Raw genomic sequence first — 25,867 nt, forward strand, 5'->3', positions numbered from 1 at the left:
GAAAAAAGCAAAGGGGCATTCATGGGCATTGGCGTCATCATCATCGGCGACGAAATCTTGTCCGGCCGCCGCACCGACAAGCATCTGCCGAAAATCATCGAACTGCTGGGCGCGCGCGGCCTGTCGCTCGACTGGGCCGAATACGTCGGCGACGATCCCGCGCGCATCACCGCGACGCTCGCGCGCACGTTCGCATCGGGCGATATCGTGTTTTCGACGGGCGGCATCGGCGCGACGCCCGACGACCACACGCGCCAGTGCGCCGCCAAGGCGCTCGGCGTGCCGCTGGAGCTGCATCCCGAAGCGGCGGAACTGATCCGCGCGCGCATCCGCGACACGGCGGCGCAGGCAGGCAAGCCGGTCGAGCTGGAGTCGCCGGAGAACTTGCATCGGCTGAACATGGGCACGTTTCCGCGCGGCGCAGAGATCATCCCGAACAGCTACAACAAGATTCCGGGCTTTTCGGTCGGCGAACATCATTTCGTGCCGGGCTTTCCGGTCATGGCCTGGCCGATGATCGAATGGGTGCTCGACACGAAGTACGCGCATCTGCATCACGCGACGCCGCATGTCGAGCGGTCGCTCCTCGTCTTCGGCCTGCCCGAGTCGCGCATCACGCCGCTGATGGTTTCGATAGAGCGCGACTTCGAGGGCGTGCGTGCGTTCAGCCTGCCGAGCGTCGGCGATGCTACGCGCGGGGCGCTTTACGAGCGCGCGCATATCGATCTGGGCGTGAAGGGCGATCCCGAGCAGGCGAACGCGGCGTTCGACGTGCTGCGCGAGGGCGTGATCGCGCTCGGCGGTGAAGTCGTGGAAGTGCCGCCGGAGGAAGCGAAGTGACGCTGCTGGAAGTGATCGCCACGACCGTCGCCGACGCGCGGGCAGCCGAGCGCGGCGGTGCGGACCGTCTCGAACTCATCACCGCGATGGGCGAGGGCGGACTGACGCCGAGCATCGGCCTGATCGAATCGGTGATCGAGGCGGTCGGGATTCCGGTGAACGTGATCGTGCGGCCGCACAGCCGCTCGTTCGTCTACGATGCCGACGACTACGCGGTCATGCTGCGCGATGTTCGCGCGATCGCGAAGACGTGCGCGAACGCGATCGTCGTGGGGATGCTGCGCGCCGATGGCTCCGTCGACACCGACGGCCTCGCGCGCGTGATCGAAGCAGCGGATGGCCTGCAGCTCACGTTTCACCGCGCATTCGACGAAACACGCGATCTGCTCGCTGCGTTCGATACGCTGCTGCAGTTCGGTGCCGTCACGAATGTGCTGACGTCGGGCGGCAAGCCTTCCGTGCTGGACGCTCAGGAAACGATTTCGAAGCTCGTCGAAAACGCGGTGGGAACGCGCTGCGCGATTCTGGCGGGCGCCGGATTGACCGTCGATGCGGTCGCGCCGTTCGTCGCATCGACGCGCGTGAAAGCGGTGCACTTTGGCTCGGGCGTGCGCGTCGATGGGAAGTCTCTGGCGCCCGTCGATGAAGCGAGGGTCAGGCGCGTGCGGACCTTGCTCGACGCGCGTGCTTGAGCAAAACCTTCAAGCCCCGATCCAGGGCAGCTTGCGGAAACACCATCCCGATACCGTTTTCCGATGCCCCTGTCCGTCCTTATCGCCTTCGAAGCCTTCGAGCAGGTCGTACGCCTGGGCGTAGCCTTCCTTCTGCGCCGCGACCGCAGCGAGCTTCGAGCGCGCGGCGCTGCGACACAAAAACACGACAGGCGTATCCGGGGTGGCGACCTGTCGCAATTGTTCGATAAACTCGGCGTTTGGCACGGAACCGGGGTAGCGAATCCATTCGATGTGCGCGTACTGAGCGCCATCGATGGCCGGGCGGCCGACCCAATCGAGTTCGGCGCGGGTGCGAACGTCGACGAGGCGTACGCGCGGGTCGAGTTGCAGTAATTCAAACGCTTCGGCGGGTGAGAACGCGCCCGCGTAGGTCAGATTGTTTTCGGCGGCGCGTTTGCCGGCCTGGGCATACAGCTGTTCGAGCGTGCTCATGACGTATGGGTCTCCGTAGGCGCAAAGAATCATTCTAGCGTGGCGCGCAGTTTCGGCGCCGCGCGCGAAATTGGTGCAAGAAGACTCGGATGCACTATAAAAGTGCTGAAGAAATATCAGGCAAACCGTGCTGCACTGATTTGGTGCTCGACGCGGAGACGGCGACACGAACGCCGCCATCGAAAGCGAAGTGGTTTCACCCAAAACGCGCGCTGCTTCAAGCGCTTAGCGCGAAGATGGTGCGCTTGGCACGGAAGCTGCTTTTCCATCCTCGATTGAATCGATGTACAGGATTGGTCGGGGCGGCGAAGCGATTCGCCGACATTTGTTAATCAGGAGATAGGTAATGAGTAAATCCGTGGCCGACGTCATGCAACTCGTCAAGGACGAGGACGTCAAGTTCGTCGACTTCCGCTTCACCGACACGCGCGGCAAAGAACAACACGTTTCCGTGCCGGTCTCGGCATTCGACGAAGACAAATTTGAAAGCGGCCACGCTTTCGACGGTTCGTCCATCGCAGGCTGGAAGGGCATCGAAGCGTCGGACATGCTGCTCGTGCCGGACGCGAACACCGCCTTCATCGACCCGTTCTTCGAAGAATCGACGCTGGTTCTGTCCTGCGACGTGGTCGAGCCGGCCGACGGCAAGGGCTACGAGCGCGACCCGCGTTCCCTCGCGAAGCGCGCGGAAGCCTATCTCAAGAGCTCGGGCCTCGGCGACACCGCCTACTTCGGTCCGGAGCCGGAATTCTTCATTTTCGACTCGGTGCAGTGGAACACGGACCAGTCGGGCACGTTCGTGAAGATCGGCTCGGAAGAAGCACCGTGGTCGTCGGCGAAGGAATTCGAAGGCGGCAACACCGGCCACCGTCCGGGCACGAAGGGCGGCTACTTCCCGGTCGCTCCCGTCGACACGTTCCAGGACATCCGCTCGGAAATGTGTCTGCTGCTCGAGCAGATCGGCATTCCGGTCGAAGTGCATCACCACGAAGTGGCGGGCCAGGGCCAAAACGAAATCGGCACCAAGTTCTCGACGCTGGTTCAGCGCGCGGACTGGCTGCAGCAGATGAAGTACATCATCCATAACGTGGCGCACACGTACGGCAAGACGGCGACGTTCATGCCGAAGCCGGTCGTCGGCGACAACGGTTCGGGCATGCACGTTCACCAGTCGATCTGGAAGGACGGTCAGAACCTGTTCGCGGGCAACGGCTACGCGGGTCTGTCGGAATTCGCGCTGTTCTACATCGGCGGCATTATCAAGCATGCGCGCGCGCTGAACGCGATCACGAACCCGGGCACGAACTCGTACAAGCGCCTCGTGCCGCACTTCGAAGCGCCGGTGAAGCTGGCTTACTCGGCTCGCAACCGTTCGGCATCGATCCGTATTCCGCACGTCTCGAACCCGAAGGGCCGCCGTATCGAAACGCGCTTCCCGGATCCGCTCGCGAACCCGTACCTGTGCTTCTCCGCGCTGATGATGGCGGGTCTCGACGGCGTGCAGAACAAGATTCACCCGGGCGAAGCCGCGGACAAGAATCTGTACGACCTGCCGCCAGAAGAAGACAAGAAGATCCCGACCGTTTGCGCGGGCCTCGACCAGGCGCTCGACGCACTCGACGCGGACCGCGAGTTCCTGACGCGCGGCGGCGTGTTCACGGATTCGATGCTCGACGCATACATCGAACTGAAGACGAACGAGCTGCAGCGTTATCGTCAGGCGGTGCATCCGATCGAGTTCGAGATGTACTACTCGCTGTAAAGCAGCATGATCGAAGCGCGTTTTGTCGTGAGCAGTCCGATGAGGCGCGCGACGTGTGCTGAACAGTGATCCAAAGGGACGGCGCGCCGTCCCTTTTTTAATCGCTGCTCAGTGTCATGAAACGATAAGAAGATCGGTGTCACGAACGACCTCATCGACTGCACGATGGTGCTCAAGAATCTGATCAAGGCGCGCAAAGGCCACGCCGATGCGCTCTCCGACAATACGCAGCTCGCGGCAAGCGGACTGTTGCCCGGCTTCGAGGCGCTGCCCACGAACGTGCTCGTTCTGGACGTGCGCAATCTGCGGATCGCGTATGCGAATCCATCGGCCGAAGCGATGCTGGAAATGTCGCGCAAGCAGTTGACGCAGACGAACTGGCCCGACCTCTTCGCGAACGCGGACGAGCTCGCGACCACGATCGCGTCGATCGCCGAGAACCGCTTCAATGCGACGCGGCTCGACGCGGTGCTCGAGAGGCAGAATCGCGAGCCGGTGCATGTGCATGCGATCGTCGGCTATCTCGAAGCCGCGCCGGAATACGTGCTGCTCGAACTCTTCGAGAACGAGCGACATCTGCGCACGGACCGCGAAGAGCGTATCCACGATCTCACCGCGGTCAACAAGCAGCTCATCCGCAATCTCGCGCATGAGATCAAGAATCCGCTCGGCGGCATTCGCGGTGCGGCGCAGTTGCTCGAATTCGAACTCGGCGCGCGCGAACGCGACGAACTGCGCGAATACACGCAGGTCATCATCAAGGAATCGGATCGGCTGCAGACGCTCGTCGATCGCTTGCTGGAGCCGCACCGGCATCCGCATATCGTGGGCGACGTGAACATCCACGAAGTCTGCGAGCGGGTGCGCGCCGTGATCCTCGCGGAGTTTCCGCGCGGCCTCACGATCGAGCGCGACTACGACGTGAGCGTGCCCGATCTGCGCGGCGACAAGGAACAGTTGATTCAGGCGCTGCTGAACATCGTGCGCAACGCGGCCGAAGCGCTGAAGGAACGCATCTCACAAGGCGATGCGAAGATCGAGCTGCGCACGCGCATCGCGCGCAAGGTGACCATCGGCAAGAAGCTGCACAAACTGGCACTGGACTTGCATATCACTGACAACGGTCCCGGCATCCCCAGCGAAATCCGCGACCGGATCTTCTTTCCGCTCGTATCGGGCAGGGAAGACGGCAGCGGTCTCGGCCTCACGCTCGCGCAGTCGTTCGTGCATCAGCACGATGGGCTGATCGAAGTGGAAAGCCGGCCGGGCTGTACCGAGTTCGCCATCCTGTTGCCGTTCGAGAATTGACCAGCGACTTCACGCCAAGGAACGTAGTGCCGCATGCTTTGACGCCTGACCGTTTCGACGGGCTCACACCGAACCACACGAAGACTTCTCGCCGAACGATATGAAGCCGATCTGGATAGTAGACGACGACCAATCCATCCGCTGGGTGCTGGAAAAGGCGCTCGCACGAGAAAACTTCACGACGCGCAGCTTCTCCGGCGTGCGCGACGCGCTTGCCGCGCTCGAAGGAGAAAGCCCGCAAGTGCTCGTCTCGGACATCCGCATGCCGGGCGGGTCCGGGCTGGAACTGCTGCAGACCGTGCGCGACCGCTTGCCGGGCTTGCCTGTCATCATCATGACGGCGTTCTCGGATCTCGACAGCGCAGTGGCCGCGTTTCAGGGCGGCGCCTTCGAATATCTCGCCAAGCCATTCGATGTCGACAAGGCCGTCGAGCTGATCCGCCGCGCCGTGGATGAAAGCATGCGCGGCGAAGCGTCGGTCGACGAGCGCGTGACCGAGACGCCCGAGATGCTCGGTCAGGCGCCCGCGATGCAGGACATGTTCCGCGCGATCGGCCGTCTGTCGCATTCGGCGGCGACCGTGCTCATCACGGGCGAATCAGGCACCGGAAAGGAGCTTGTCGCGCGCGCCTTGCACCGACATAGCCCACGCGCAAACGGACCGTTCATCGCGCTGAACACGGCGGCGATTCCGAAGGATCTGCTGGAGTCCGAACTGTTCGGGCACGAGCGCGGCGCGTTCACCGGCGCGCAGGCGATGCGTCAGGGCCGCTTCGAACAAGCCGAGAACGGCACGCTCTTTCTCGATGAAATCGGCGACATGCCGTTCGACCTCCAGACGCGCCTGCTGCGCGTGCTGTCGGACGGGCAGTTCTATCGCGTGGGCGGGCACAATCCGCTGAAGGCGAACGTGCGCGTGATCGCGGCGACGCATCAGAATCTCGAATCGCGCGTGCGGCAGGGCTTGTTTCGCGAGGACTTGTATCACCGATTGAATGTGATTCGGCTGCGTCTGCCGGCGTTGCGCGAACGCAGCGAGGATATCCCGCTGCTCACGCGACACTTCCTGCAGAAGAGCGCGCGCGATCTTGGTGTCGAGCCCAAGCGCGTGTCGGACGATGCACTCGCGTATCTCGCGTCGCTGCCGTTTCCCGGCAACGTGCGTCAACTGGAGAACCTGTGCAACTGGCTCACGGTGATGGCGCCCGCGCAGGTGATCGAGCAGAAGGATCTGCCGCCCGATCTCACGTCGCGTCAGGAGGTGAGCGCCGAGAGTCTCGCCGTATCGACGGATGGCGCGGTCGCGCCGGTTCCCAATGCCGTGAACGGCGCCGGATCCGCGCCGATCGCGGCGGCGCCGGCGGGCGTCGCGGCGAGCGTGTGGGAGAACGGCTTGCGCACGGAAGTCGCGCGACTGTTGCGCGAGAATTCCGCCGATGTCATGGACGAACTCGCGCGCCGTTTCGAAGCGGCGGTGATCCGCGAGGCGCTCGACTTCACGCGCGGGCGCAAGGTGGAGGCGGCGGAGCGTCTGGGCATCGGCCGCAATACGATCACGCGCAAGATTCAGGAGTTGCATCTCGACGCGTGAACGTCGTTACGACGGGATCAGCCGATCGTCGCGATCACGGGCGCGTGGTCCGACGGCTGGTCCCACTTGCGCGGCACCTTGTCGACTTCGCATGACGTGCAGCGCGCGGCCAGTTCCGCCGACAGCAGGATGTGGTCGATGCGCAGCCCCGCGTTGCGGCGAAACGCCATCATCCGATAATCCCACCACGTAAAGAGCTTCTCGGCCTGCTCGAACTTGCGGAAGGCATCGGTCAGGCCGAGCCCGACGAGTTGCGCGAAGTGCGCGCGCTCTTCGGGCGACACGAGGTTCTGGCCTTCCCATGCTTTCGGATCGTGCACGTCGCGGTCTTCCGGCGCGATGTTGTAATCGCCCAGCAACGCGAGCTGCGGATGACGCGCCATGTCTTCGCGCAACCATTCGCGCAGTGCGTCCAGCCAGCGCATCTTGTAGGCGAATTTCTCGGAGCCGGGCGCCTGTCCGTTCGGGAAATACGCGGAGATGATGCGCACGCCGTCGATCGTCGCGGCGATCACGCGTTGCTGCAGATCTTCGAATCCGGGAATGTTGCGCACGACGCTGATTTCATCGACTTCGAAGCCCGCATCGGCGCGCACCAGAATGCCGACGCCGTTGTACGTCTTCTGCCCGGCGAACCAGCTTTTGTAGCCGGCGGCTTCGAGTTCGGCGCGGGGAAATTTCTCGTCGGGGAGCTTCAGTTCCTGAAGGCACAGCACGTCGACGCCTGAGAGCGCGAGCCAGTCGATGACATGCTGCTGGCGGACTTTGAGGGAATTGACGTTCCAGGTGGCGATTTTCATGAGTGCCCGTTTTCTTCGTAGAGCGCGGCCGTTGCGCTGAAGGCTCGATTCTAGCGGAGCGGTGGGGCGGGGCGGGCTCGCAGACGTCACACATAAACGAATCTGACCAGATGAAAAAACACAGGCGCGGCGAAGCAGATCGAATCGACACGATCGAGCATGCCGCCGTGTCCGGCGAGCATCGAGCCCCAGTCCTTCGCGCCGAGCGAACGCTTCACCGCTGAAAGAACCAGCCCGCCGATGAACCCCGCCAGAACGATGGCGAACGACATGCCGAGCGCCGCGCCGAAGCCGAATGGCGTGATCCGGCAAAGCGCCGCGCCGCAAAGGGTCGCCAGCGCGCCACCGCCGACGAAGCCTTCGACCGTTTTAGAAGGCGAAAGCACGGGTGCGATCTTGCGCTTGCCGAACAGTTTCCCCACGACGTACTGCAAGACATCGCTGATCTGCACGACGAGCAGGAAGTAGAAGAGCAATAACGCGTTCTGCCCGCGATAGCCGGGAATGTCGAGCGTCAGGAGCGCGGCGGCGTGGCTCAGGCCGTAGACGCAGACCATCAGCGCCCAGTTAATGCGTGCATTGCGACTTAGAAAGTCGCGCGTATCCTGCGTCAGCGCCGATACCAGTGACATCGCGAAGAAGAGATGCACCGGTACGAAGATGGAATACATGCCGTACCAGTTGATGCCAAGCAGAATGTACTGAACGGGAACCGCGACAAAGAACGCGAGGAACAGCGTCGAGTGATCGCTCGGCGTGGTCGGGGTGAGTGTTATGAACTCGCGCAACGTGAGGAATGACAGTAGCGCGAAGACCACATAAGTTGCAGTCTCGCCGAGTCCAATGGCGATCGCCATGACGGCGACCATGCCCCACCACGCGCGGATGCGTTCATTGAGGTTGACGATGGTCGCGCTCTTGCCATTCGGCCGGGCGGCGAGGATGGCGCCTGTCACGGTCGCGACGGCGAGAAAGCCCGCCACGCCCGCGATCAATTTCCAAAACAGTTCTGGCATGTTCGAGAATCGGAGATGTTGTTGCAGCAAGCTCAGTCTGAGCAAGCCGATGGCGCCAGCGCGACGATCGCATCGCGCATGCGTGTGAGAAAAGCAGATTTGTCATCGGTCGCCCGAAGCGCTTCGCCCGCGCCGAAATGGACTTTGCAGATCAACGGAATCGGCCAGATCGCGCCCTTGGGCATGATCCGCTGAAGATTCTCGAGATAGACCGGCGTGAGGGCGATGCCGGGAAACTCGCTTGCCAGATGAAAGAGTCCGCTCTTGAAGCCTTGCGGCAAAGCATCCGTGCCACGTGTGCCTTCGGGAAAGATAATCACCGAATGCCCCTTCGTGAGCGCATCGCGAACCGGATCGAGCGGATCGCCATCTCCTTCGCGTCGACGATCGATCAGCACGACGTTCAGCAGTTTCTGCGCGATATGTCGCTTGAGCGCGTTGGCGTTCCAGTAGTCGCGCGCAGCAACGGGCCGCACGGAATCGCGCAAACTGCGCGGCAACGCAGCGAGGATAGCGAGTGTGTCGATATGGCTCGTGTGATTCGAGAAGTAGATCTGTTGAGTTTCGCCTGCACGAGGGACATGACAGACTGGGTAGGCTCCAGCGACCAACCGAACGAGAGATAACAGTAAATCGCGTTGCCAGGCATATATCCGTTTCATGAGTCGGTAGTGGTGTGGATTGCTTATTTATATTCCGTTCACATGCGCATCGACGGAGCAAGTGGTCTTGACAAGATGTGTCAGATGTTTAGCAAGTGATAACAGAACTGCATAACAAAGAGGCTCTGCAATCCTAACGGTTGACGGGATGCAAAAGTGCCCTGATAGTAGCGGCTTTTTCGATCCATCGGGACGTCAGGCATGGTCGACGAACCGGCGAAAACATCGCAATGAGCCTCTACGCACTCAAGCCGCGCTTTCAAATTCTGCTTCGTCCATTCACAAATTGGCTCGCGCGGCGAGGCGTGACCGCAAACCAGGTCACGGTAGCCGCGATGCTTGGATCGATGGCAGTCGGTGCATCGGCGTGGCTCGGTTATCCCGAGCGCGGTCTGTTTCTGCTCATTCCGCTGTGGCTTTTCATCCGCATGGCGCTGAATGCCATCGACGGCATGCTTGCGCGCGAACACGGCCATAAGAGCGCATTGGGCGCTTACCTGAACGAACTAGGCGATGTGATCTCGGACACGGCGCTCGTGCTGCCGTTTCTGGCCGTGCCGGCTTTCGCGCCATCGGACGTGTGGCTCTTCGCCTGGACGGCGTGCGTAGTCGAGTGCGCGGGACTGATCGGACCACTGGCCGGCGCGGATCGTCGCTACGACGGGCCATTCGGCAAGAGCGACCGCGCGCTGGCGCTCGGGGCATTTGCGCTCTGGTTCGGAATGGGGCTGCCGGTCGGTTCGACGTTCGTCTGGCTGTGGCGTGCACTGATCGCACTCGCGGTATTGACTGCGATCAGACGCGTCGCGATGGGCGTTCGCTTATCGCGTGAAACGGGCCGTTAAGCGTTACCTGCAACATCGAAACAACGAAGGCAAAAATCACATGACTCAAGCGACTATTCGACGCGCACAAGAGGCGCGCTTCACGACTCACGACGGTGAAGCGCTTTTCTATCGGCACTGGCCCGCGGCGGGCGCGACACGCAGCGGCGCTGTGGTGCTGCTGCATCGGGGGCACGAGCATTCGGCGCGTGTCGCGCATCTGGTCGATGAACTCGACATGCCTGGCTACGATTTCTTTGCGTGGGACGCGCGTGGGCACGGACGTTCGCCCGGCGCGCGCGGATACAGTCCGAACGCAGCGGCTTGCGTGCGCGACCTCCAGTGCTTCGTCGAACACATCCGCGACGTTCATGGCGTCGCCATCGAAGACATGGCGGTCGTCGGTCAGAGCGTCGGCGCCGTGCTGGCCGCGGCCTGGGCGCACGATTATGCGCCGCCCGTGCGCTGTCTCGCGCTCGCATCGCCGGCGTTTCATATCAAGCTGTACGTGCCATTTGCACGTCCGGGATTGCGTCTGATGCACAAGCTTCGCGGTCTGTTCTATGTGAACAGCTATGTGAAGCCAAAATTTTTGACGCACGATCCGGAGCGCATCGCGAGCTATGCCGCGGATCCGCTGATCGCGCGGCCGATCGCGGTCAATATGCTGCTGGACCTGCACGACACGGCGAGGCGCATCGTCGACGATGCGGCCGCCATCACCGTGCCGACGCAACTGCTGATCTCGGGTGCGGATTGGGTCGTGCATCGCGGACCGCAGGAACGCTTCTTCGAGCGGCTCGGGTCGGCGCGCAAGGAGCGCATCGTGTTGCCCGGTTTCTATCACGATACGCTCGGTGAACGCGACCGCGCGCAGGCGCTCGCGCCGCTGCGGGCGTTTCTGCTGCGTGAGTTCGAGGCGCCTTGCGCGCGAGTCTCGCTCGTGGATGCCGACACGCGCGGACCTTTTCATGCGGAATACGAAGCGTTGAAACAAGCTCCCGCCAGTCCGCTCGCGCGTTTGTACTGGATGGCTGCGCGCGCGGGGTTGCGGGTGGGCGGCGCATTCTCGGAAGGCATTGCACTTGGGCATCGGCTCGGGTTCGATTCCGGCTCGACGCTCGACTACGTGTACCGCAACGAAGCGAGGGGACGCGGATGTGTGGGGCGGCACATCGATCGCAACTACCTCGACTCTCCTGGCTGGGTGGGCATCCGTCAGCGCAAGATCAATATCGAGGCGTTGATCGCCGAGGCGATGACGCGAATCACGCGCTCGGGCGAGACGGTCCGGATCGTCGATATCGCGGCGGGACATGGCCGTTATGTCCTTGACGCCATCGCCGCGGTGACCCGTCGCGATGGCGTGTCGCCCGAGCACATTCTGTTGCGCGATTACAGCGCGCCGAACGTCGATGCTGGACGCGCTCTGATTGCGCAACGTGGTCTCGAAAGCGTTGCGCGTTTCGAGCAAGGCGATGCCTTCGACGAGGCCTCGCTCGCCGCGCTCGATCCCCGTCCGACGCTTGCGATCGTGTCAGGGCTGTATGAGCTTTTTGGCGACAACGCTTCGATAGAACAGTCGCTCCGTGGCCTCGCGCGCGCCGTGCAACCTGGCGGCTACCTCGTCTATACCGGACAGCCGTGGCATCCGCAGCTCGAATTCATTGCGCGCGTGCTTGGGAATCATCGTGGCGAGACAGCGTGGGTCATGCGTCGCCGTTCGCAGGCGGAAATGGACGAACTCGTCGCGCGCGCCGGCTTTCGCAAGATCACGCAGCGCATCGATGAAAAGGGGATCTTCACGGTGACGCTTGCCGAGCGCGTCGCGTCCTGATGAATAGCGCTGCCTTGTCCGTCGCCGGTGCGCGAAGCGAACGGGACGCCTCCTTGATGTTGCGATCCGGATGGCTCGCGATCATGGGCGCGTTGTTCTTTTCGACATACGCCTTCGCGAACTGGCTGGCGTCGACGCGCGCCTCGGTGCCCACCTTCGCATTCGCATGGGAACGGGCCATTCCGTTCATGCCGTGGAGCATCGTGCCGTATTGGTCCATCGATGTGTTCTACGCGCTCTCGTTCCTGTTGTGCGTCAGGCGCGCGGCGCTCCACGCGCACGTCCGCAGGCTTTTCACAATGCAAATGATCTCCGTGGCATGTTTCATCGCGTGGCCGTTGAGCTTCGGCGCCGAGCGGCCAGTCTCGAGCGGTGTGACCGGCGTGCTATTCGACCTCCTGACGGGCATCGATAAGCCGTATAACCAGGCTCCATCGCTGCACATCGGATTGCTGATCGTGCTTTGGACGTTCTACGCGGGCGTTCTGCGGAACAAAGCTGCTCGTGCGGTCTTGCATCTCTGGTTCATGGCGATCGGTGTTTCCGTTCTGACCACATGGCAGCACCATGTGATCGACGTGCCGACCGGCGCGGCGGTGGGTGCCTTTGCGCTATTTCTCTTTCCTCTCGCAGACGATGTGACCGGCGCCGCGCTCCCTTGCGCGCGAAGCCGGCGGATAGCTGGCGTCTATGCGACCGTCGCGGTCGCGCTGACCGCGTTCGCGTTGATCCTTGTGCGGCATGCCGTTGGTGCCGCGCTTGTCACGGGATGGGTTTCGCTGGCATTCGCTTGCGTTGCGTGGATTTATTGGCAAGGCTCGCCTGCCGCGTTTCAGAAGGACGAGCGGGGCCGCATTCCGTTGGCCGTCCGTCTGCTGCTCGCTCCGGCTATCGCTGGCGCATTCATCAACTCACGGTTATGGACGCGCAAGAGGCCATCGCCTGTTCGCGTTGCGACCGGCGTTTCCATCGGTCGCACGCCGACGCCTCGCGAATGGCGGCAGCATGGTTTCGATGCATTGCTCGATCTGACGGCCGAGATGCCGCGCTGGATCGCGCTCGATCAATCGAATGTGTACCTATGCGTGCCGCATCTGGATCTCGTGCCGCCGACTCTGCTGCGTCTGAACGCGGCTGTCGAGGCGCTCGGTGAGTTGCATCGCGACGGGCGCGATGTGCTGGTTTGCTGTGCGCTCGGTTATGGGCGCAGCGTGCTGTGCGCGGCGGCATGGATCGCGAAGACGCAAGGTTTGCACGATGCACGCGCGGCACTTCTGGCTGTGCGGTCGGCGCAGCGTCGCGCGGTCTGGTCGAAGGACACCGTCGCGTTGCTGCAGGACTGGATCGATCATTGCACGGTTCATGGAAGACAAGGATGAACGCCTATTTCATCGCCGCGGCGCGTGGTGCGCTCGATGCTGGCTGCTGTGCGTGCGCGGTCGCCTTGGCAGCGGCAGGCGTGGGGTGGGGTGTCGCCATTCATTGCGAGCATTTGCATTACGTGCGAACGCTGATCGCGCTCATCAGCACATGTTCGGGCATAGGCGCTTCGTGGCTAATGGTGCGAATCGTCATCGACCGACGGTTGTTCGCCACGCTTGCCGCAATGGAATCTTCGACGCTCGATGATCTCGACCGCGTGCTGATCGAGCTCGGATGGACCCGTGCATCGCGTGCCGGCCGGCCGCTCGATGCACGGGTGCGCGGCGTGACTCGGCTGCTCAGGGCGAGCGTGATGCTTGCGGTCGTGCAGTGGGTGTGCGTGGGTGTGGCGGTGATGGTTGAGGGCGGGTGACATCGTTGCTTCAAACGCTTGCAGCAAAGCCACTCCCATCCCCGACACACCGTCAGCCGAAGAGGGCAATGCCCAGAACCACGATCATCAGAAGCGCGAGCATCCATGCCGCCGCGGCGTTCGTGCCGCCTTTGCGGCACAGCTCGTATTCCAGCGCGCTGCCGGATGAACCCTGGTTGCGAAGTTTGCCGATGCTCCTTAGCACATGTTCCCGGTAGAGAAGATTGCCGGAGAGTCCCAGCGCGAACGAAATCGCGTACGACACAAAGCCGCCAGCCCCATCTCCCAGCGAACCGACGGCGAGCCGAAGCAGGACAGCAGCCGCGAACAACGCTCCAGCTTGCCAGTACATCTTTCGATAGACAAGCCAAATTGGACCGATCACGAACGCGGCTCCGTTCCATGTACATCTTGGCTGCCCGCGTTTGTTCAGAAAGGACCATTTGTACGCGTAGTACTTCGCGTTCTTTCCGACGAAGAGAGCGACGTCCGGTTCGAGCGTGGGCGACTGTATCTCGGTGTTGATTTGAGGCACGTCTAGTTGATGTTCGGTTGGTTCCATGATGCTTGCCTCGAGTGTGCGGTCCTTTCGTATGTCCGGTCGCGAGCATTGCAGCATGCTGCGCTGTTGTCCACGGTGCCGTATGGCTTTTGCGGAAATTTGAAGAAATTGCGCATCGGCTGCTAGATCGAGCGAATCGGCGATTGCTATGCTTTCATGGTTCGGTATCCGAATAAATAGCGATGCGATGAATCGCTTCATCAATCAACCGTCTACTCCTCACAATATGTTTCGTTCCATCTGTAAGTTATCGATGATGCTCGCGCTGTTCTGCGCTGCAGGCGCTCAGGCGGCGACTGCGCCTATTCAGGTGCTCAGCGCTACGGTAAAGGACCGAAAGATATCCGGCGCGACTGTCATTCTTCAAAAGGACGGCGCCCAGTCGGTTCGTATCCAGAGTGATGCACAAGGCGCTGCGCAGATTCCAGCCGATATGGCGAATGACAGCAAGGTGCTTCTGATCATCAAGAAGGCTGGTTATTCCGATCTGGTCGCCAAGTGCCCATGCGCTGGACTGTCCTATGCGCTGAGTCCGGTGATGAAGAATCTGGATGGCATGCGCGTCGTGCTTACATGGGGACAGCGCCCGCGCGATCTCGATCTGCACGTGTCCTATCCGCAGAATCACGTCTACTTTCAACACTAAGCCGGGGACGACGCCAATCTGGATGTCGACCACACGGATAGCTACGGTCCGGAAACCATCACGCTCGATCACAAGCGTTCCGGCCAGACCTACGTCTTCGCCGTGCACGATTTCAGCAACGAGAGCAACCCCGCGTCGTCGGACCTTGCGAACAGCGAGGCAAGGGTGTTCGTGTATGTCGGCCAGTCGCTGGTTCGAACGTTCAGCGTGCCGCGTCAGGCGGGCAATCTGTGGACCGTGTTCCGCGTCAACGGCGAGGGCGAGATTCAGGACATCAACACCATGCGCGGCGTGACGGTCAGAGCGAGCGAGGTGCTCGGCACCATCGACAACTACAACGACGAGCAGTTGAGAATCGTGCCGGCCAATCAGGACTATGTCGACGCGGCCCGCGCGAGCCTGATCAACAAGGACGGCGAGCGTGCCTATCACGCAGGCAACTTCGACGACGCTATCTGGCTGTACCGCGAGGCGATCAGCTTCAATCCGGAATTCGGCCAGGCGTACAGCAATCTCGGGCTCGCCTTCCAGAAGGCCGGACGTGCTGCCGAAGCCATCTGGGCCAATCGCAAGGCGATCGCGCTCGCGAATGGAGCGACGGCCGCGACGGTCCGCGCCAGTTCGTACTACAACATCGGCCGCATCTATGAGGACGCCGGCCAGTTCACCGACGCATCGAGCCACTACCGCGCAGCGCGACGCGAAAAGTCGAATCCGGTCTACGACGCCGCCATTACGCGCGTCAGCAATCGCTAAATCCGTTCAATCCAGGCCCCGGCATCGCGCCGGGGCCCGCATCGCTCATCACATGTACAAGAAAACTCTCGCGGCGATGCTCATGGCATTCGCCGCGATGTCGTCGCACGCGGCAGGTCCGGTTTCGGTCGCCATCGGCGATCGCGGGACGTGGCCGATATCCATCGATAGTACCGAGAACTTCGATCTCGCTTCGCGCGCCGAACTTCTCGCATTCGGCAAAGCGCTGGCCGATAGCGAACGACTGTCAGACGCCGAGTTGCAGAGCCGGCTGAAGGTGAAATCGTTCGATCGGGCATCGGTCGATCGTATCCGGGGCCGTTATTGGAAGCGTCTGACCGGAAACTATCTGACCGCTTCGGCGAATTGCACGCCGAGTGCTCCGTTTTGCGTAAAGGTGCATGGCGAGGCTGACTTCGTGAACGCGGCCAAAGCCTTCGCAGTCCCGGCGGATAGTCCATATCGCGCGTGGTCATCGCAGGCGCGGACGTTTCACAACACGTATCTCGACGAACTGCTGAGACTGGCCGCGCTCTTTCCGAAGGTCAGCAGTGAGATCGACACGTATTCGTCGCGCGAGATCGACGGCAACGAGTTCGCCGACCGCACCTTCCTGCTCACCTTCGACGATGGCCCGACCACCGCCGGCGGCACAACCGACTCGTTGCTGCGGACGTTGCGAGACGCTCGCTTGAATGGCGTGTTCTTCACGCTCGGGACGCGGTTGCAAGCGCGCTTGCAGCAGGCGGGTGCGTCGTCGATGGCGTATGCCTATCGCGGCATGTGCGTCGGCGCGCATGGCTGGGAGCATCGTTCGCACGCAACCTGGCCGTCGTGGGAAGAGTCGGTGGCGCGGAGCATCGGGCTGGCGCAGGCGAATCTGCCGGACAGTTTCGTTCCGCTCTTCAGGCCGCCCTATGGTCAACGCCGAGCGGACAGCGGCGACTTCTTCGCATCGCAAGGCCTGCGTGTGGCGCTCTGGAATATCGATTCGCAAGACTGGAACGAGAAGGTGAGCGCGGATGAACTCAAACAGCGCGTGCTCACGCTCATGCTGCTGTGGCGACGCGGGATCATTCTCTTCCACGATATTCATCCGAAGGCGCAGGTTGCGGTGCCCTGGTTGCATGACCGGTTGACGGCATCGGGTGTGCAGTGGATGGATTGCAAGAGGTTGGTCGCGACGAACGCCGATTGATCGCGCTGATTGTTTGAACCAACGACAGGCGGCGATGCGGTCAAAGGACGTCAAATGAAAAGAAGAAAGTTTATTGCCCTCACGGTATCGATGCCTTTCGCTCTCAGCGGGTGCCTGACATCCGGATTGAACGAGGAAGCAAAGTCGCCCGATTACTACAGGTACGCGGAAACGATAAGCAGTGTGCTTATCTCGGCTGAACAGAAGACGCAAGTGTTTCTTGGTAAGAATTATCACTATATTTTCGATGCGCCGGATCACTTCGTGGATGTCCTTCAGTCACCCTTTCACGCCGGAATGACCGCAGATGTCAATCAGTTCTACGTAGACGGAGACAGCAATGTCAGCGGTTCCTTCGTCTTGAACCTCGACAAGGCGGCGAGCTTCAGCGAAGAGCAGAAGGAGGAACTGGGAAATCTTGGAATCGATCCGCAACGCCGGTCTCTCTCGTTCAGGCTTAGCGGGCGGCGATATGACGCGAAAGGTTTCGACCGGTCGAAGGTCAATCCCATGCTGCTGAACCAGTCTTATGAAGTCTCCGTCAGGGAGCAGCATTACTCCAATGCGAAGAAAGTCATCCTGCTGGCGACGCCCTTGACCGTGGCGGCAGATGGCGCGCTGATGATCCTCGCCATTCCATTGTTGCCTGTGCTCTATGTGGTCTTTATGCGGAACTTTCGTGTGATGTGACGCCCGGTTGATCAGATCGACTCGGGCTCACTCACGCAAGGCACGAAGCATTAGCGCCCGCCTATCCAAGGCGGGCGTTTTTTACACCATTTTTACACCCCGCCTCCCACTCTTTTCCCGCCCTTTACGTCCATTTTCTTAATCTCCACCTTGTCCTGAACCGCACAAGGGGAGAACACCAAAATGGACCTGATTTACCTCGCCGGCATCGTCCTGTTCTGGGGACTTTGCGTGGCGCTCACGCGCGGCTGCGAGCGACTCGGCCGCCGCGCGACGGGAGGGCGTCCATGAGCGCCTGGATGCTGTGGCTCGCGGCGGCTTCCACGCTGCTGCTCTTCGTGTATCTCGTGTACGCGCTTCTGCGTGCGGAGGATCTCGAATGAACGCCAACACCTTCATGCAGACGGCGCTCTTCATCGTCGTGCTGATTGCGCTGGCCATTCCGCTCGGCCGCTATATCTCGAACGTGCTCGACGGATCGTCCGTTATCGTGCGCAAGATCGGACGCCCGATCGAATCGATGCTCTATCGCATCGCCGGCGTCGATCCCGAATCCGAGATGTCATGGAAGCATTACGCGCTCGCCGTGATGCTCTTCAACGTGCTCGGCGCGCTCGTGCTGTATGCGCTGCTGCGTCTGCAGGGCACGCTGCCCGCCAATCCGCAAGGCATGGCCGGCATGACGCCCGATGCCGCATTCAACACCGCCATCAGCTTCGTGACCAACACGAACTGGCAGGACTACGGCGGCGAAAGCACGCTCGGCTATCTCGCGCAGATGCTCGGCCTGACCGTGCAGAACTTTCTCTCGGCGGCGACGGGCATCGCGGTCGTCATCGCGCTGATTCGCGGCTTCAAGCGGCATAGCGCGCAGACCATCGGCAACTTCTGGGTCGACCTCACGCGCACGACGCTCTACATCCTTGCGCCGCTTGCCGTCGTGTTCGCGCTCGTCTTCGTGAGCCAGGGCGCGATCCAGAACTTCAGGGCGTATCAGGACGTATCGACGCTGCAGGTCACCACATATCAGACGCAATCCACCGACGCACAAGGCAAGCCCGTCACGCAGACGCTCAAGGCCGAGAAACAGACGCTGCCGATGGGGCCCGTCGCCTCGCAGGAAGCGATCAAGATGCTCGGCACGAATGGCGGCGGTTTCTTCAACGCGAACTCCGCGCATCCGTACGAGAACCCGACGCCGTTCTCGAACTTCATGCAGATGCTCGCGATGCTGATCATCCCGGCTGCGCTGTGCGTCGTGTTCGGGCGCACGGTCGGCGACAGGCGTCAGGGCTATGCCGTGCTCGCGGCGATGACCATCGCGTTCGCCGTCGCGTGCTGGGGCGAAATTGCATCGGAGCAGGCCGGCAATCCGCTTTATGCGTCGCTCAAGGTCGATACGCAAGCGTCCACGCTACAGGCCGGCGGCAACATGGAAGGCAAGGAAACGCGCCTTGGCATCGCGCAATCGGGCATCTTCACGGTCGCGACGACCGCCGCATCGTGCGGCGCGGTCTCCAGCATGCACGATTCGCTGACGCCGCTCGGCGGCCTCGTGCCGATGCTGCTGATCCAGCTCGGCGAAGTGATCTTCGGCGGCGTCGGTTCCGGTCTCTACGGCATGCTCGCGTTCGCGTTGCTCGCGGTGTTCGTCGCGGGTCTGATGATCGGCCGCACGCCCGAATATGTCGGCAAGAAGATCGAATCGTTCGAGATGAAGATGGTCTCCATCGTCATTCTGCTTACGCCGCTATTGGTGCTGCTGGGCACGTCGATCGCCGTGCTGAGCGCGGCGGGCACGGCGGGCATCGCGAATCCGGGCGCGCACGGCTTCTCCGAAGTGCTTTACGCGTTCAGCTCCGCCGCCAACAACAACGGCAGCGCGTTCGCGGGCCTTTCGGTGAACACGCCGTTCTATAACTCGATGCTCGCCATCGCGATGTGGTTCGGCCGCTTCGGTTCGCTCATTCCGATCCTCGCCATCGCGGGCTCGCTCGCCGCGAAGAAGCGTCTCGCCGTGACAGCGGGCACCTTGCCGACCCACGGACCGCTCTTCGTCGTGCTCCTGCTCGGCACGCTCCTTCTGGTCGGCGCGCTCACGTATGTGCCGGCGCTCGCGCTCGGGCCCATCGTCGAGCACGTCACGATGATCGCAAGCCATTGATTTCCGAGGACAGCATGAATCAAGAGAATCAAACGCCGCTGCATCGCCCGGAGAATCTCGGGCAGGCGCGCACAGCGGCACGTTCGATGTTCGATCCGGCGCTCGTGAAGCCGGCGATCGTCGATTCGTTCAGGAAGCTCGCGCCGCGCACGCAGTTGCGCAATCCGGTGATGTTCTGCGTCTACGTCGGCAGCATTCTGACGACGGTGCTCTGGCTCGCCGCGCTCGCCGGCCAGGCGGAAGCGCCCGCGGGCTTCATCCTCGCGATCGCGCTGTGGCTGTGGTTCACGGTGCTCTTCGCGAACTTCGCCGAAGCGCTCGCGGAAGGGCGCTCGAAGGCGCAGGCGGCATCGCTGCGCCAGGCGAAGCACAACGTCATGGCGAAGAAGCTCAACGAGCCGCATCCGAAATCGCCGATCCGCATCACGACGTCCACGGAATTGCGTCGCGACGATGTCGTGCTCGTCGAAGCGGGCGACGTGATTCCCGCCGACGGCGACGTGATCGAAGGCGTCGCGTCGGTCGACGAATCCGCGATCACGGGCGAATCCGCGCCGGTGATCCGCGAGTCGGGCGGCGATTTCTCGTCGGTGACGGGCGGCACGCGCGTGCTCTCCGACTGGATCGTCGTGCGCGTATCGGTGAATCCGGGCGAGGCGTTTCTCGACCGCATGATCGCGATGGTCGAAGGCGCGAAGCGTCAGAAGACGCCGAACGAAATTGCGCTGACGATCTTGCTCGTCGCGCTGACGCTCGTGCTGCTCTTCGCGACCGCGACGCTGCTGCCGTTCTCGATGTTCTCCGTCGAGGCGGCGAAGCAGGGCCACGTCGTCACGATCACCGCGCTCGTCGCGCTGCTCGTGTGCCTGATTCCGACGACGATCGGCGGGCTGCTGTCCGCGATCGGCGTCGCGGGCATGAGCCGCATGATGCAGGCGAACGTGATCGCGACGTCGGGTCGCGCGGTCGAAGCGGCCGGCGACGTCGACGTGCTGCTGCTCGACAAGACCGGCACGATCACGCTCGGCAATCGCCAGGCGTCGACGTTCGTGGCGGCGCCCGGCGTGGCCGAGCGCGATCTCGCGGACGCGGCGCAACTCGCATCGCTCGCCGATGAAACGCCGGAAGGCCGCAGCATCGTCGTGCTGGCGAAGCAGCGCTTCAATATCCGCGAGCGCGACATGGCGACGTTGCACGCGACCTTTCTCGCGTTCAGCGCGCAGACGCGCATGAGCGGCGTGGATCTGCCGAATCGCGAGATCCGCAAGGGTTCCGCCGATGCGTTGAAGCGTTACGTCGAAGAACGCGGCGGACGGTTTCCGCAGGAAGTGCAGCATGCCGTCGATGAAGTCGCGCGGCGCGGCAGCACGCCGCTCGTGGTGGCCGAGCGCGTGAACGATACGACGCGCGCGCTGGGCGTGATCGAGCTGAAGGACATCGTGAAGGGCGGCATCAAGGAGCGCTTCGCGGAGCTGCGCAAGATGGGCATCAAGACGGTGATGGTGACGGGCGACAACCGGCTGACGGCTGCTGCCATCGCGGCGGAAGCGGGCGTCGACGACTTTCTCGCCGAAGCGACGCCGGAAGCGAAGCTGGCGACGATCCGCGCGCATCAGTCCGAGGGGCGTCTCGTCGCGATGACGGGTGACGGCACCAACGATGCGCCCGCGCTCGCGCAGGCCGACGTCGCGGTGGCGATGAACACGGGCACGCAGGCCGCGAAGGAAGCGGGCAACATGGTCGATCTCGATTCGAACCCGACGAAGCTCATCGAGATCGTGGAGATTGGCAAGCAGATGCTGATGACGCGCGGCTCGCTGACGACGTTTTCCATCGCCAACGACGTCGCCAAGTACTTCGCGATCATCCCGGCCGCGTTTGCGACGACGTATCCGCAGTTGCGCGTGCTGGACGTGATGCATCTGGCGTCGCCATCGTCGGCGATTCTGTCGGCGGTGATCTTCAATGCGCTCATCATCGTGTTTCTGATTCCGCTCGCGTTGAAGGGCGTGAAGTATCGCGCTTTGGGCGCCGCGTCGTTGTTGCGACGGAACCTGCTGATTTACGGGCTGGGCGGCATCGTGTTGCCGTTTCCGTTCATCAAGCTCATCGATATGGTCATTACCGCTCTTGGCTGGAGTTGAACATCATGAAGAATCTGTTGCGTCCCATGCTGGTGTTGTTCGTCGCGTTGACTGTCGTGACGGGCGTGGTGTATCCGGCGGTCGTCACCGCGATCGGACAGGCGGCGTTTTCGCATCAGGCGAATGGGAGTTTGATCGAGCGCGATGGGCGTCTCGTGGGCTCGCAGATCATCGGGCAGCAGTTCGATGCGCCTCGGTATTTCTGGGGGCGTTTGTCGGCTACTGCGCCGAATCCTTATAACGCGGGGAGTTCTAGTGGCTCCAATTTCGGGCCGACCAATCCGGCGCTCGCCGATGAGATCAAAGCGCGCATTGCCGCCTTGCACGATGCCGATCCGGGGAATGAGGCGGCTGTTCCCGTCGATCTGGTGACTTCGTCCGGGAGCGGGCTCGATCCGGAAATCAGTCCGGCGGCTGCGGCGTATCAGGTTTCGCGGGTCGCGAAGGCGCGGGGGATGTCGGTGGCTCGCGTCGAAGCGCTTGTCGCTCAAGCTACTAGCGGGAGGCAGTTTGGAGTGCTCGGAGAGTCTCGGGTGAATGTGCTTAAATTGAATCTTGCGTTGGATGGGGAGTAGTTGGGGGCGCTTGGCTTGGTTTCGCCGGATCCCGTTTTGCTCTCGGTCTATTAGCACTGCCCCTGTGCGGGGCGGCAGTCACTTTCTTTGCTGCTGCAAAGAAAGTAACCAAAGAAAGCAGCTTTTCAGGCCCGCGGTCACACGCAATTTGGGTAGTTCTCTCGTCCAAGGTGGCACTCGCCTAAAGAGTGCCCTCATCACAATAACGGGGCTTGGATCGCGCACGGTCTGACGAGCTAGTTTTCCAAGGACACTGGTTCAGCACGAAAGAGCTTCGGCACAGCGCTACGCGCTGCCGCCGGGTATGCAAGGGAAACCAACGTGCGGCACTTGCGGAGAGATGGAGACGTTAGTAGAGAAGCACGCGCAGACCCGATTGACCGGTCGGCCGCGAAGCGGGCTGGAGCTATTTGGTGCTGAACCAGTTTGTTGTGTGGTGCGATGTGGCAGACCGTGCGCGAGCCAAGCCCGATTAGGTGTTTGAGGGCACTCTTTAGGCAGCCCACGATGGACGAGAGGACTACCCAAATTGCGTGTGACCGCGGGCGTATCGGGAGCTGCTTTCTTTGCTTACTTTCTTTGCAGCAGCAAAGAAAGTGAGTGCCGCCCCGCACAGGGGCAGTGCTAACAGACCGACACGAAAACGGGATCCAGCGAAATCGCAAGCGAACCACCACAACAAGCGCCAGCAAGAACCCCAAAAAATACCATGCCCCGCCCAACCCCAGAAGAACTCCTCGACAAACTCCACCGCGAGGAAGAAAAACGCGAGCGCGGCAGACTGAAGATTTTCTTCGGCGCATCGGCGGGCGTAGGCAAGACCTTCGCGATGTTGCAGGCCGCACGCCGCCGCCGCGATGAAGGCGTGGAAGTAGTCGTCGGCCTGGTCGAAACGCATGGCCGCAAGGAAACCCTTGCACTGGTCGAAGGCCTCGAAACGCTCCCGCCCGCGCGCATCGAACACCGCGGCCGTCTGCTCGCCGAATTCGACCTCGACGCCGCGCTCGCCCGAAAACCGCACCTCATCCTCGTCGACGAACTCGCGCACTCGAACGTGCACGGCTCTCGCCACATGAAGCGCTGGCAAGACGTGCAAGAACTGCTCGACGCGGGCATCGACGTCTATACGACCGTCAACGTCCAGCACCTCGAAAGCCTCAACGACATCGTCGGGCGCATCACCGGCATTCGCGTCTGGGAGACCGTGCCCGATCGCATCTTCGACCTCGCCGATGAAGTCACGCTCGTCGACCTGCCGCCCGAAGAACTGCTCGACCGTCTGCGCGAAGGCAAGGTCTACCTGCCGGCGCAGGCCGAGCACGCCGTGCGCAACTTTTTTCGCAAGGGCAATCTGATCGCGCTGCGCGAACTCGCCTTGCGCCGCACGGCCGATCGCGTCGACGCGCAAATGCGCGAATACCGCGCCGATCAGTCGATCGAACGCATCTGGCGCGCGCGCGAACGGCTCATCGCGTGCATCGGCCCGGGACCGGAAAGCGCGACGCTCGTGCGCGCGGCCGCGCGGCTCGCCACGGCGCTCAAGGCCGACTGGCTCGCGGTGTACGTCGAGACGCCGAAGCTGCAGCGCCTCTCCGACGATCAGCGCCGCCGCACGCTCGACGCGCTCAAGCTCGCCTCCGAACTCGGCGCGGAAACCGTCACGCTCGATGGCGCCGATGCCGCCGCGACGCTCATCGACTACGCGCACATGCGCAACGTGTCGAAGCTCGTGGCGGGCGCGTCGGCGAGCGCGGGATGGCGGCGTCTCATCGCTCGGCCGGTGAGCGAGCGCATCATCCGGCAAGGATCCGATATCGACGTGACGCTCGTGTCGACCGGCACACGCGACGAGCCACGCCGCACGATCACGCAAGCGTTCGGCACTTGGCGCGACGGCGCGCACTCGCCACCGCGCGCCTATCTTCATGCGCTCGCGATCGGCGGGGGCATCACGCTCGTCGCCGACATGCTCGCCGCCCGTCAGTTCGCAATCACGAATCTCGTGATGCTGTATCTGCTCGGCGTGATCTTCGCGGCCGTGCGGCTCGGGCGCGGTCCCGGCGTGATGCTGTCGTTTCTGTCGGTCGCCGCGTTCGACTTCTTCTTCGTGCCGCCCGAGCTGTCTTTCTCCGTGACGGACACGCAGTATCTGCTCACGTTCCTCGTCATGCTGCTGACCTCGCTCACGATCAGTCATCTGACGTCGAGCCTGCGGCGCGAGGCGCGCATCGCATCGCAACGCGAGCGGCGCACGGGCGCGATGTACGCGATGACCAAGGAACTCGGCGCCGCGTTGATGACCGAGCAGATCATCGAGATCGGCACGCGCCACGTCGCGGAAGTGTTTCAGGCGAAGGTCGCGATGCTCCTGCCCGACGCCGCCGAGAAAGTGCGGCAGAAAGTGGACGAACCGAATCCCGATGTGACGCTCGATGCCGCGCGTCTCGATCTCGACATCGCGCAATGGGTCTATGACCAGCAGAAACCGGCCGGACGCGGCACCGAGACCTTGCCCGCGAGCCAGGCGCTTTATCTCCCGCTCAAGGCGCCGATGCGCACGCGCGGCGTGCTTGCGCTCGTGACCGGGCGCGAAGCCGAACTCGCGGTGCCCGAGCAGCGCCGCATGATCGAAACGTTCGCGTCGCAGATCGCGCTTGCGCTGGAACGCGTGCATTACGTCGAAATCGCGCAGGACGCGCTCGTCAACATGGAATCGGAGCGCCTGCGCAACTCGCTTTTATCCGCGATATCGCACGATCTGCGCACGCCGCTCACGTCGATCGTCGGCTTCGCTTCGGTGCTGGAGGAAGAGGCGCGGGAAGCAGGCGGCCAGAGCGAGGCATCGCAGGAACTCGTGCACGCGATCCACGAAGAAGCGCTGCGCATGAGCGGCCTCGTGATCAATCTGCTCGACATGGCGCGTCTGCAGGCGGGCGCGATCCGGCTGAATCGTCAATGGTCGATGCTCGAAGAAACCGTGGGCGCCGCGCTCGCGAGTTCGCGCCGCGTGCTCGCCGGGCGTCCCGTACAGACGCGCGTGCCGGCGAACTTGCCGTTGCTGCAACTCGACGCCGTGCTGATGGAGCGTCTCTTCGCCAACCTGCTGGAAAACGCCGCGAAGTACACGCCGCCCGCGACGCCGATCCGCATCGGCGCCGCGCTCGCGCACGACGGCGATGCGCGCTTCGTGCGCGTGTGCATCGACGATGAAGGGCCGGGCGTGCCGGCCGGCATGCAGAACCGTCTCTTCGACAAGTTCACGCGCGGCGAGAAGGAATCGGCGCAACCGGGCATCGGGCTCGGTCTCGCCATCTGCCGCGCGATCGTCGAGGCGCATGGCGGGCACATCGGCGTCGAGAATCGCGCGGACGCGAACGGGCGCATTCTGGGCGCACGATTCTGGTTCACGCTGCCGGCCAACGATGCGCCGCCCGAAGAATTGCCGCCCGACGAGGATGTCGACTCGAAGGCGGCCGCGCCGGGAACGGACGATGTCTGACGCGGCGAATTATGATGTCGGCTCACGAGCAA

At 62.5% G+C, this 25,867-nt stretch carries 23 protein-coding genes; 18 read left to right on the forward strand and 5 right to left on the reverse strand.

Going from position 1 to position 25,867, the window contains the following annotated elements:
* The first annotated feature begins 21 nt into the window (after positions 1 to 21).
* The gene (locus tag LDZ23_RS04535) at positions 22 to 840 is read left to right on the forward strand and encodes a competence/damage-inducible protein A (RefSeq protein ID WP_244807866.1); all 819 of its coding nucleotides are present in this window, start codon (positions 22 to 24) and stop codon (positions 838 to 840) included.
* Positions 837 to 1,532, forward strand: a complete 696-nt coding sequence (locus tag LDZ23_RS04540; RefSeq protein ID WP_175979905.1) for a copper homeostasis protein CutC — start codon at positions 837 to 839, stop codon at positions 1,530 to 1,532. The genes LDZ23_RS04535 and LDZ23_RS04540 overlap by 4 nt, the downstream gene beginning before the upstream one ends.
* Before the next feature lie 9 nt (positions 1,533 to 1,541).
* On the opposite strand, the gene LDZ23_RS04545 is transcribed toward LDZ23_RS04540, so the two are convergent.
* Positions 1,542 to 2,006: a rhodanese-like domain-containing protein gene (locus LDZ23_RS04545; protein WP_008350527.1), complete on the reverse strand. Its 465-nt coding sequence runs from the start codon at positions 2,004 to 2,006 to the stop codon at positions 1,542 to 1,544.
* A 346-nt stretch (positions 2,007 to 2,352) separates the two neighbouring features.
* Between LDZ23_RS04545 and glnA the strand changes: the two genes are divergently transcribed.
* From glnA to ntrC, 3 genes are all read left to right on the forward strand, one after another.
* Positions 2,353 to 3,768, forward strand: coding sequence for a type I glutamate--ammonia ligase (glnA, locus tag LDZ23_RS04550; RefSeq protein ID WP_008350526.1), 1,416 nt, complete (start codon positions 2,353 to 2,355; stop codon positions 3,766 to 3,768).
* A 165-nt stretch (positions 3,769 to 3,933) separates the two neighbouring features.
* Positions 3,934 to 5,076, forward strand: a complete 1,143-nt coding sequence (gene glnL / locus LDZ23_RS04555) for a nitrogen regulation protein NR(II) (protein WP_008350525.1) — start codon at positions 3,934 to 3,936, stop codon at positions 5,074 to 5,076.
* Between the two features lie 100 nt (positions 5,077 to 5,176).
* Positions 5,177 to 6,667, forward strand: coding sequence for a nitrogen regulation protein NR(I) (gene ntrC / locus LDZ23_RS04560; RefSeq protein ID WP_008350524.1), 1,491 nt, complete (start codon positions 5,177 to 5,179; stop codon positions 6,665 to 6,667).
* A 17-nt stretch (positions 6,668 to 6,684) separates the two neighbouring features.
* On the opposite strand, the gene xth is transcribed toward ntrC, so the two are convergent.
* From xth to LDZ23_RS04575, 3 genes are all read right to left on the reverse strand, one after another.
* The gene (gene xth / locus LDZ23_RS04565) at positions 6,685 to 7,467 is read right to left on the reverse strand and encodes an exodeoxyribonuclease III (RefSeq protein WP_008350523.1); all 783 of its coding nucleotides are present in this window, start codon (positions 7,465 to 7,467) and stop codon (positions 6,685 to 6,687) included.
* 86 nt (positions 7,468 to 7,553) lie between these two features.
* Entirely contained in the window at positions 7,554 to 8,483 is a 930-nt protein-coding gene (locus LDZ23_RS04570; RefSeq protein ID WP_244807867.1) for a phosphatidate cytidylyltransferase, read from the reverse strand.
* A 32-nt stretch (positions 8,484 to 8,515) separates the two neighbouring features.
* A complete protein-coding gene (locus LDZ23_RS04575) occupies positions 8,516 to 9,145 on the reverse strand; it encodes a lysophospholipid acyltransferase family protein (RefSeq protein ID WP_034474110.1) in 630 nt (209 codons plus the stop codon).
* Between the two features lie 230 nt (positions 9,146 to 9,375).
* Between LDZ23_RS04575 and LDZ23_RS04580 the strand changes: the two genes are divergently transcribed.
* From LDZ23_RS04580 to LDZ23_RS04595, 4 genes are read left to right on the forward strand one after another with little or no spacing between them, the layout of a single operon-like run.
* Positions 9,376 to 9,990, forward strand: coding sequence for a CDP-alcohol phosphatidyltransferase family protein (locus LDZ23_RS04580; protein WP_008350520.1), 615 nt, complete (start codon positions 9,376 to 9,378; stop codon positions 9,988 to 9,990).
* A gap of 40 nt (positions 9,991 to 10,030) precedes the next feature.
* Positions 10,031 to 11,806, forward strand: a complete 1,776-nt coding sequence (locus tag LDZ23_RS04585) for a bifunctional alpha/beta hydrolase/class I SAM-dependent methyltransferase (protein ID WP_244807868.1) — start codon at positions 10,031 to 10,033, stop codon at positions 11,804 to 11,806.
* A gap of 56 nt (positions 11,807 to 11,862) precedes the next feature.
* Complete coding sequence (locus LDZ23_RS04590; RefSeq protein WP_425306894.1) at positions 11,863 to 13,185, forward strand: phosphatase PAP2/dual specificity phosphatase family protein; 1,323 nt, start codon at positions 11,863 to 11,865, stop codon at positions 13,183 to 13,185.
* Positions 13,182 to 13,601 carry a hypothetical protein gene (locus LDZ23_RS04595; protein WP_244807870.1) on the forward strand — a complete coding sequence of 140 codons (420 nt, stop codon included), beginning with the start codon at positions 13,182 to 13,184 and terminating at the stop codon, positions 13,599 to 13,601. Before LDZ23_RS04590 ends, LDZ23_RS04595 begins: the two co-directional genes overlap by 4 nt.
* Before the next feature lie 52 nt (positions 13,602 to 13,653).
* On the opposite strand, the gene LDZ23_RS04600 is transcribed toward LDZ23_RS04595, so the two are convergent.
* Positions 13,654 to 14,364 (reverse strand): DUF2628 domain-containing protein, encoded by a 711-nt coding sequence (locus LDZ23_RS04600; protein ID WP_244807871.1) that lies wholly within the window; start codon positions 14,362 to 14,364, stop codon positions 13,654 to 13,656.
* On the opposite strand from LDZ23_RS04600, the gene LDZ23_RS04605 reads away from it, so the two are divergent.
* From LDZ23_RS04605 to LDZ23_RS04645, 9 genes are all read left to right on the forward strand, one after another.
* Complete coding sequence (locus LDZ23_RS04605) at positions 14,351 to 14,809, forward strand: hypothetical protein (protein WP_244807872.1); 459 nt, start codon at positions 14,351 to 14,353, stop codon at positions 14,807 to 14,809. The genes LDZ23_RS04600 and LDZ23_RS04605 overlap by 14 nt on opposite strands.
* Before the next feature lie 102 nt (positions 14,810 to 14,911).
* Complete coding sequence (locus tag LDZ23_RS04610; RefSeq protein ID WP_244807874.1) at positions 14,912 to 15,565, forward strand: tetratricopeptide repeat protein; 654 nt, start codon at positions 14,912 to 14,914, stop codon at positions 15,563 to 15,565.
* 52 nt (positions 15,566 to 15,617) lie between these two features.
* Positions 15,618 to 16,763 (forward strand): polysaccharide deacetylase family protein, encoded by a 1,146-nt coding sequence (locus LDZ23_RS04615; protein WP_244807875.1) that lies wholly within the window; start codon positions 15,618 to 15,620, stop codon positions 16,761 to 16,763.
* Between the two features lie 54 nt (positions 16,764 to 16,817).
* Positions 16,818 to 17,453: a YidX family protein gene (locus LDZ23_RS04620; RefSeq protein WP_244807876.1), complete on the forward strand. Its 636-nt coding sequence runs from the start codon at positions 16,818 to 16,820 to the stop codon at positions 17,451 to 17,453.
* A gap of 287 nt (positions 17,454 to 17,740) precedes the next feature.
* Positions 17,741 to 17,836 carry a K(+)-transporting ATPase subunit F gene (kdpF, locus tag LDZ23_RS04625; RefSeq protein WP_008350504.1) on the forward strand — a complete coding sequence of 32 codons (96 nt, stop codon included), beginning with the start codon at positions 17,741 to 17,743 and terminating at the stop codon, positions 17,834 to 17,836.
* Positions 17,833 to 19,617, forward strand: a complete 1,785-nt coding sequence (kdpA, locus tag LDZ23_RS04630) for a potassium-transporting ATPase subunit KdpA (protein ID WP_244807877.1) — start codon at positions 17,833 to 17,835, stop codon at positions 19,615 to 19,617. Before kdpF ends, kdpA begins: the two co-directional genes overlap by 4 nt.
* 14 nt (positions 19,618 to 19,631) lie before the next feature.
* Positions 19,632 to 21,761 carry a potassium-transporting ATPase subunit KdpB gene (gene kdpB, locus LDZ23_RS04635; RefSeq protein WP_051996808.1) on the forward strand — a complete coding sequence of 710 codons (2,130 nt, stop codon included), beginning with the start codon at positions 19,632 to 19,634 and terminating at the stop codon, positions 21,759 to 21,761.
* A 5-nt stretch (positions 21,762 to 21,766) separates the two neighbouring features.
* Complete coding sequence (gene kdpC / locus LDZ23_RS04640; protein WP_244807879.1) at positions 21,767 to 22,336, forward strand: potassium-transporting ATPase subunit KdpC; 570 nt, start codon at positions 21,767 to 21,769, stop codon at positions 22,334 to 22,336.
* A gap of 709 nt (positions 22,337 to 23,045) precedes the next feature.
* Positions 23,046 to 25,835, forward strand: a complete 2,790-nt coding sequence (locus LDZ23_RS04645; RefSeq protein ID WP_244807880.1) for a DUF4118 domain-containing protein — start codon at positions 23,046 to 23,048, stop codon at positions 25,833 to 25,835.
* The last annotated feature ends 32 nt before the right edge of the window (positions 25,836 to 25,867 follow it).

It is taken from the genome of Caballeronia zhejiangensis (assembly GCF_022879815.1).
GTDB lineage: Bacteria > Pseudomonadota > Gammaproteobacteria > Burkholderiales > Burkholderiaceae > Caballeronia > Caballeronia zhejiangensis.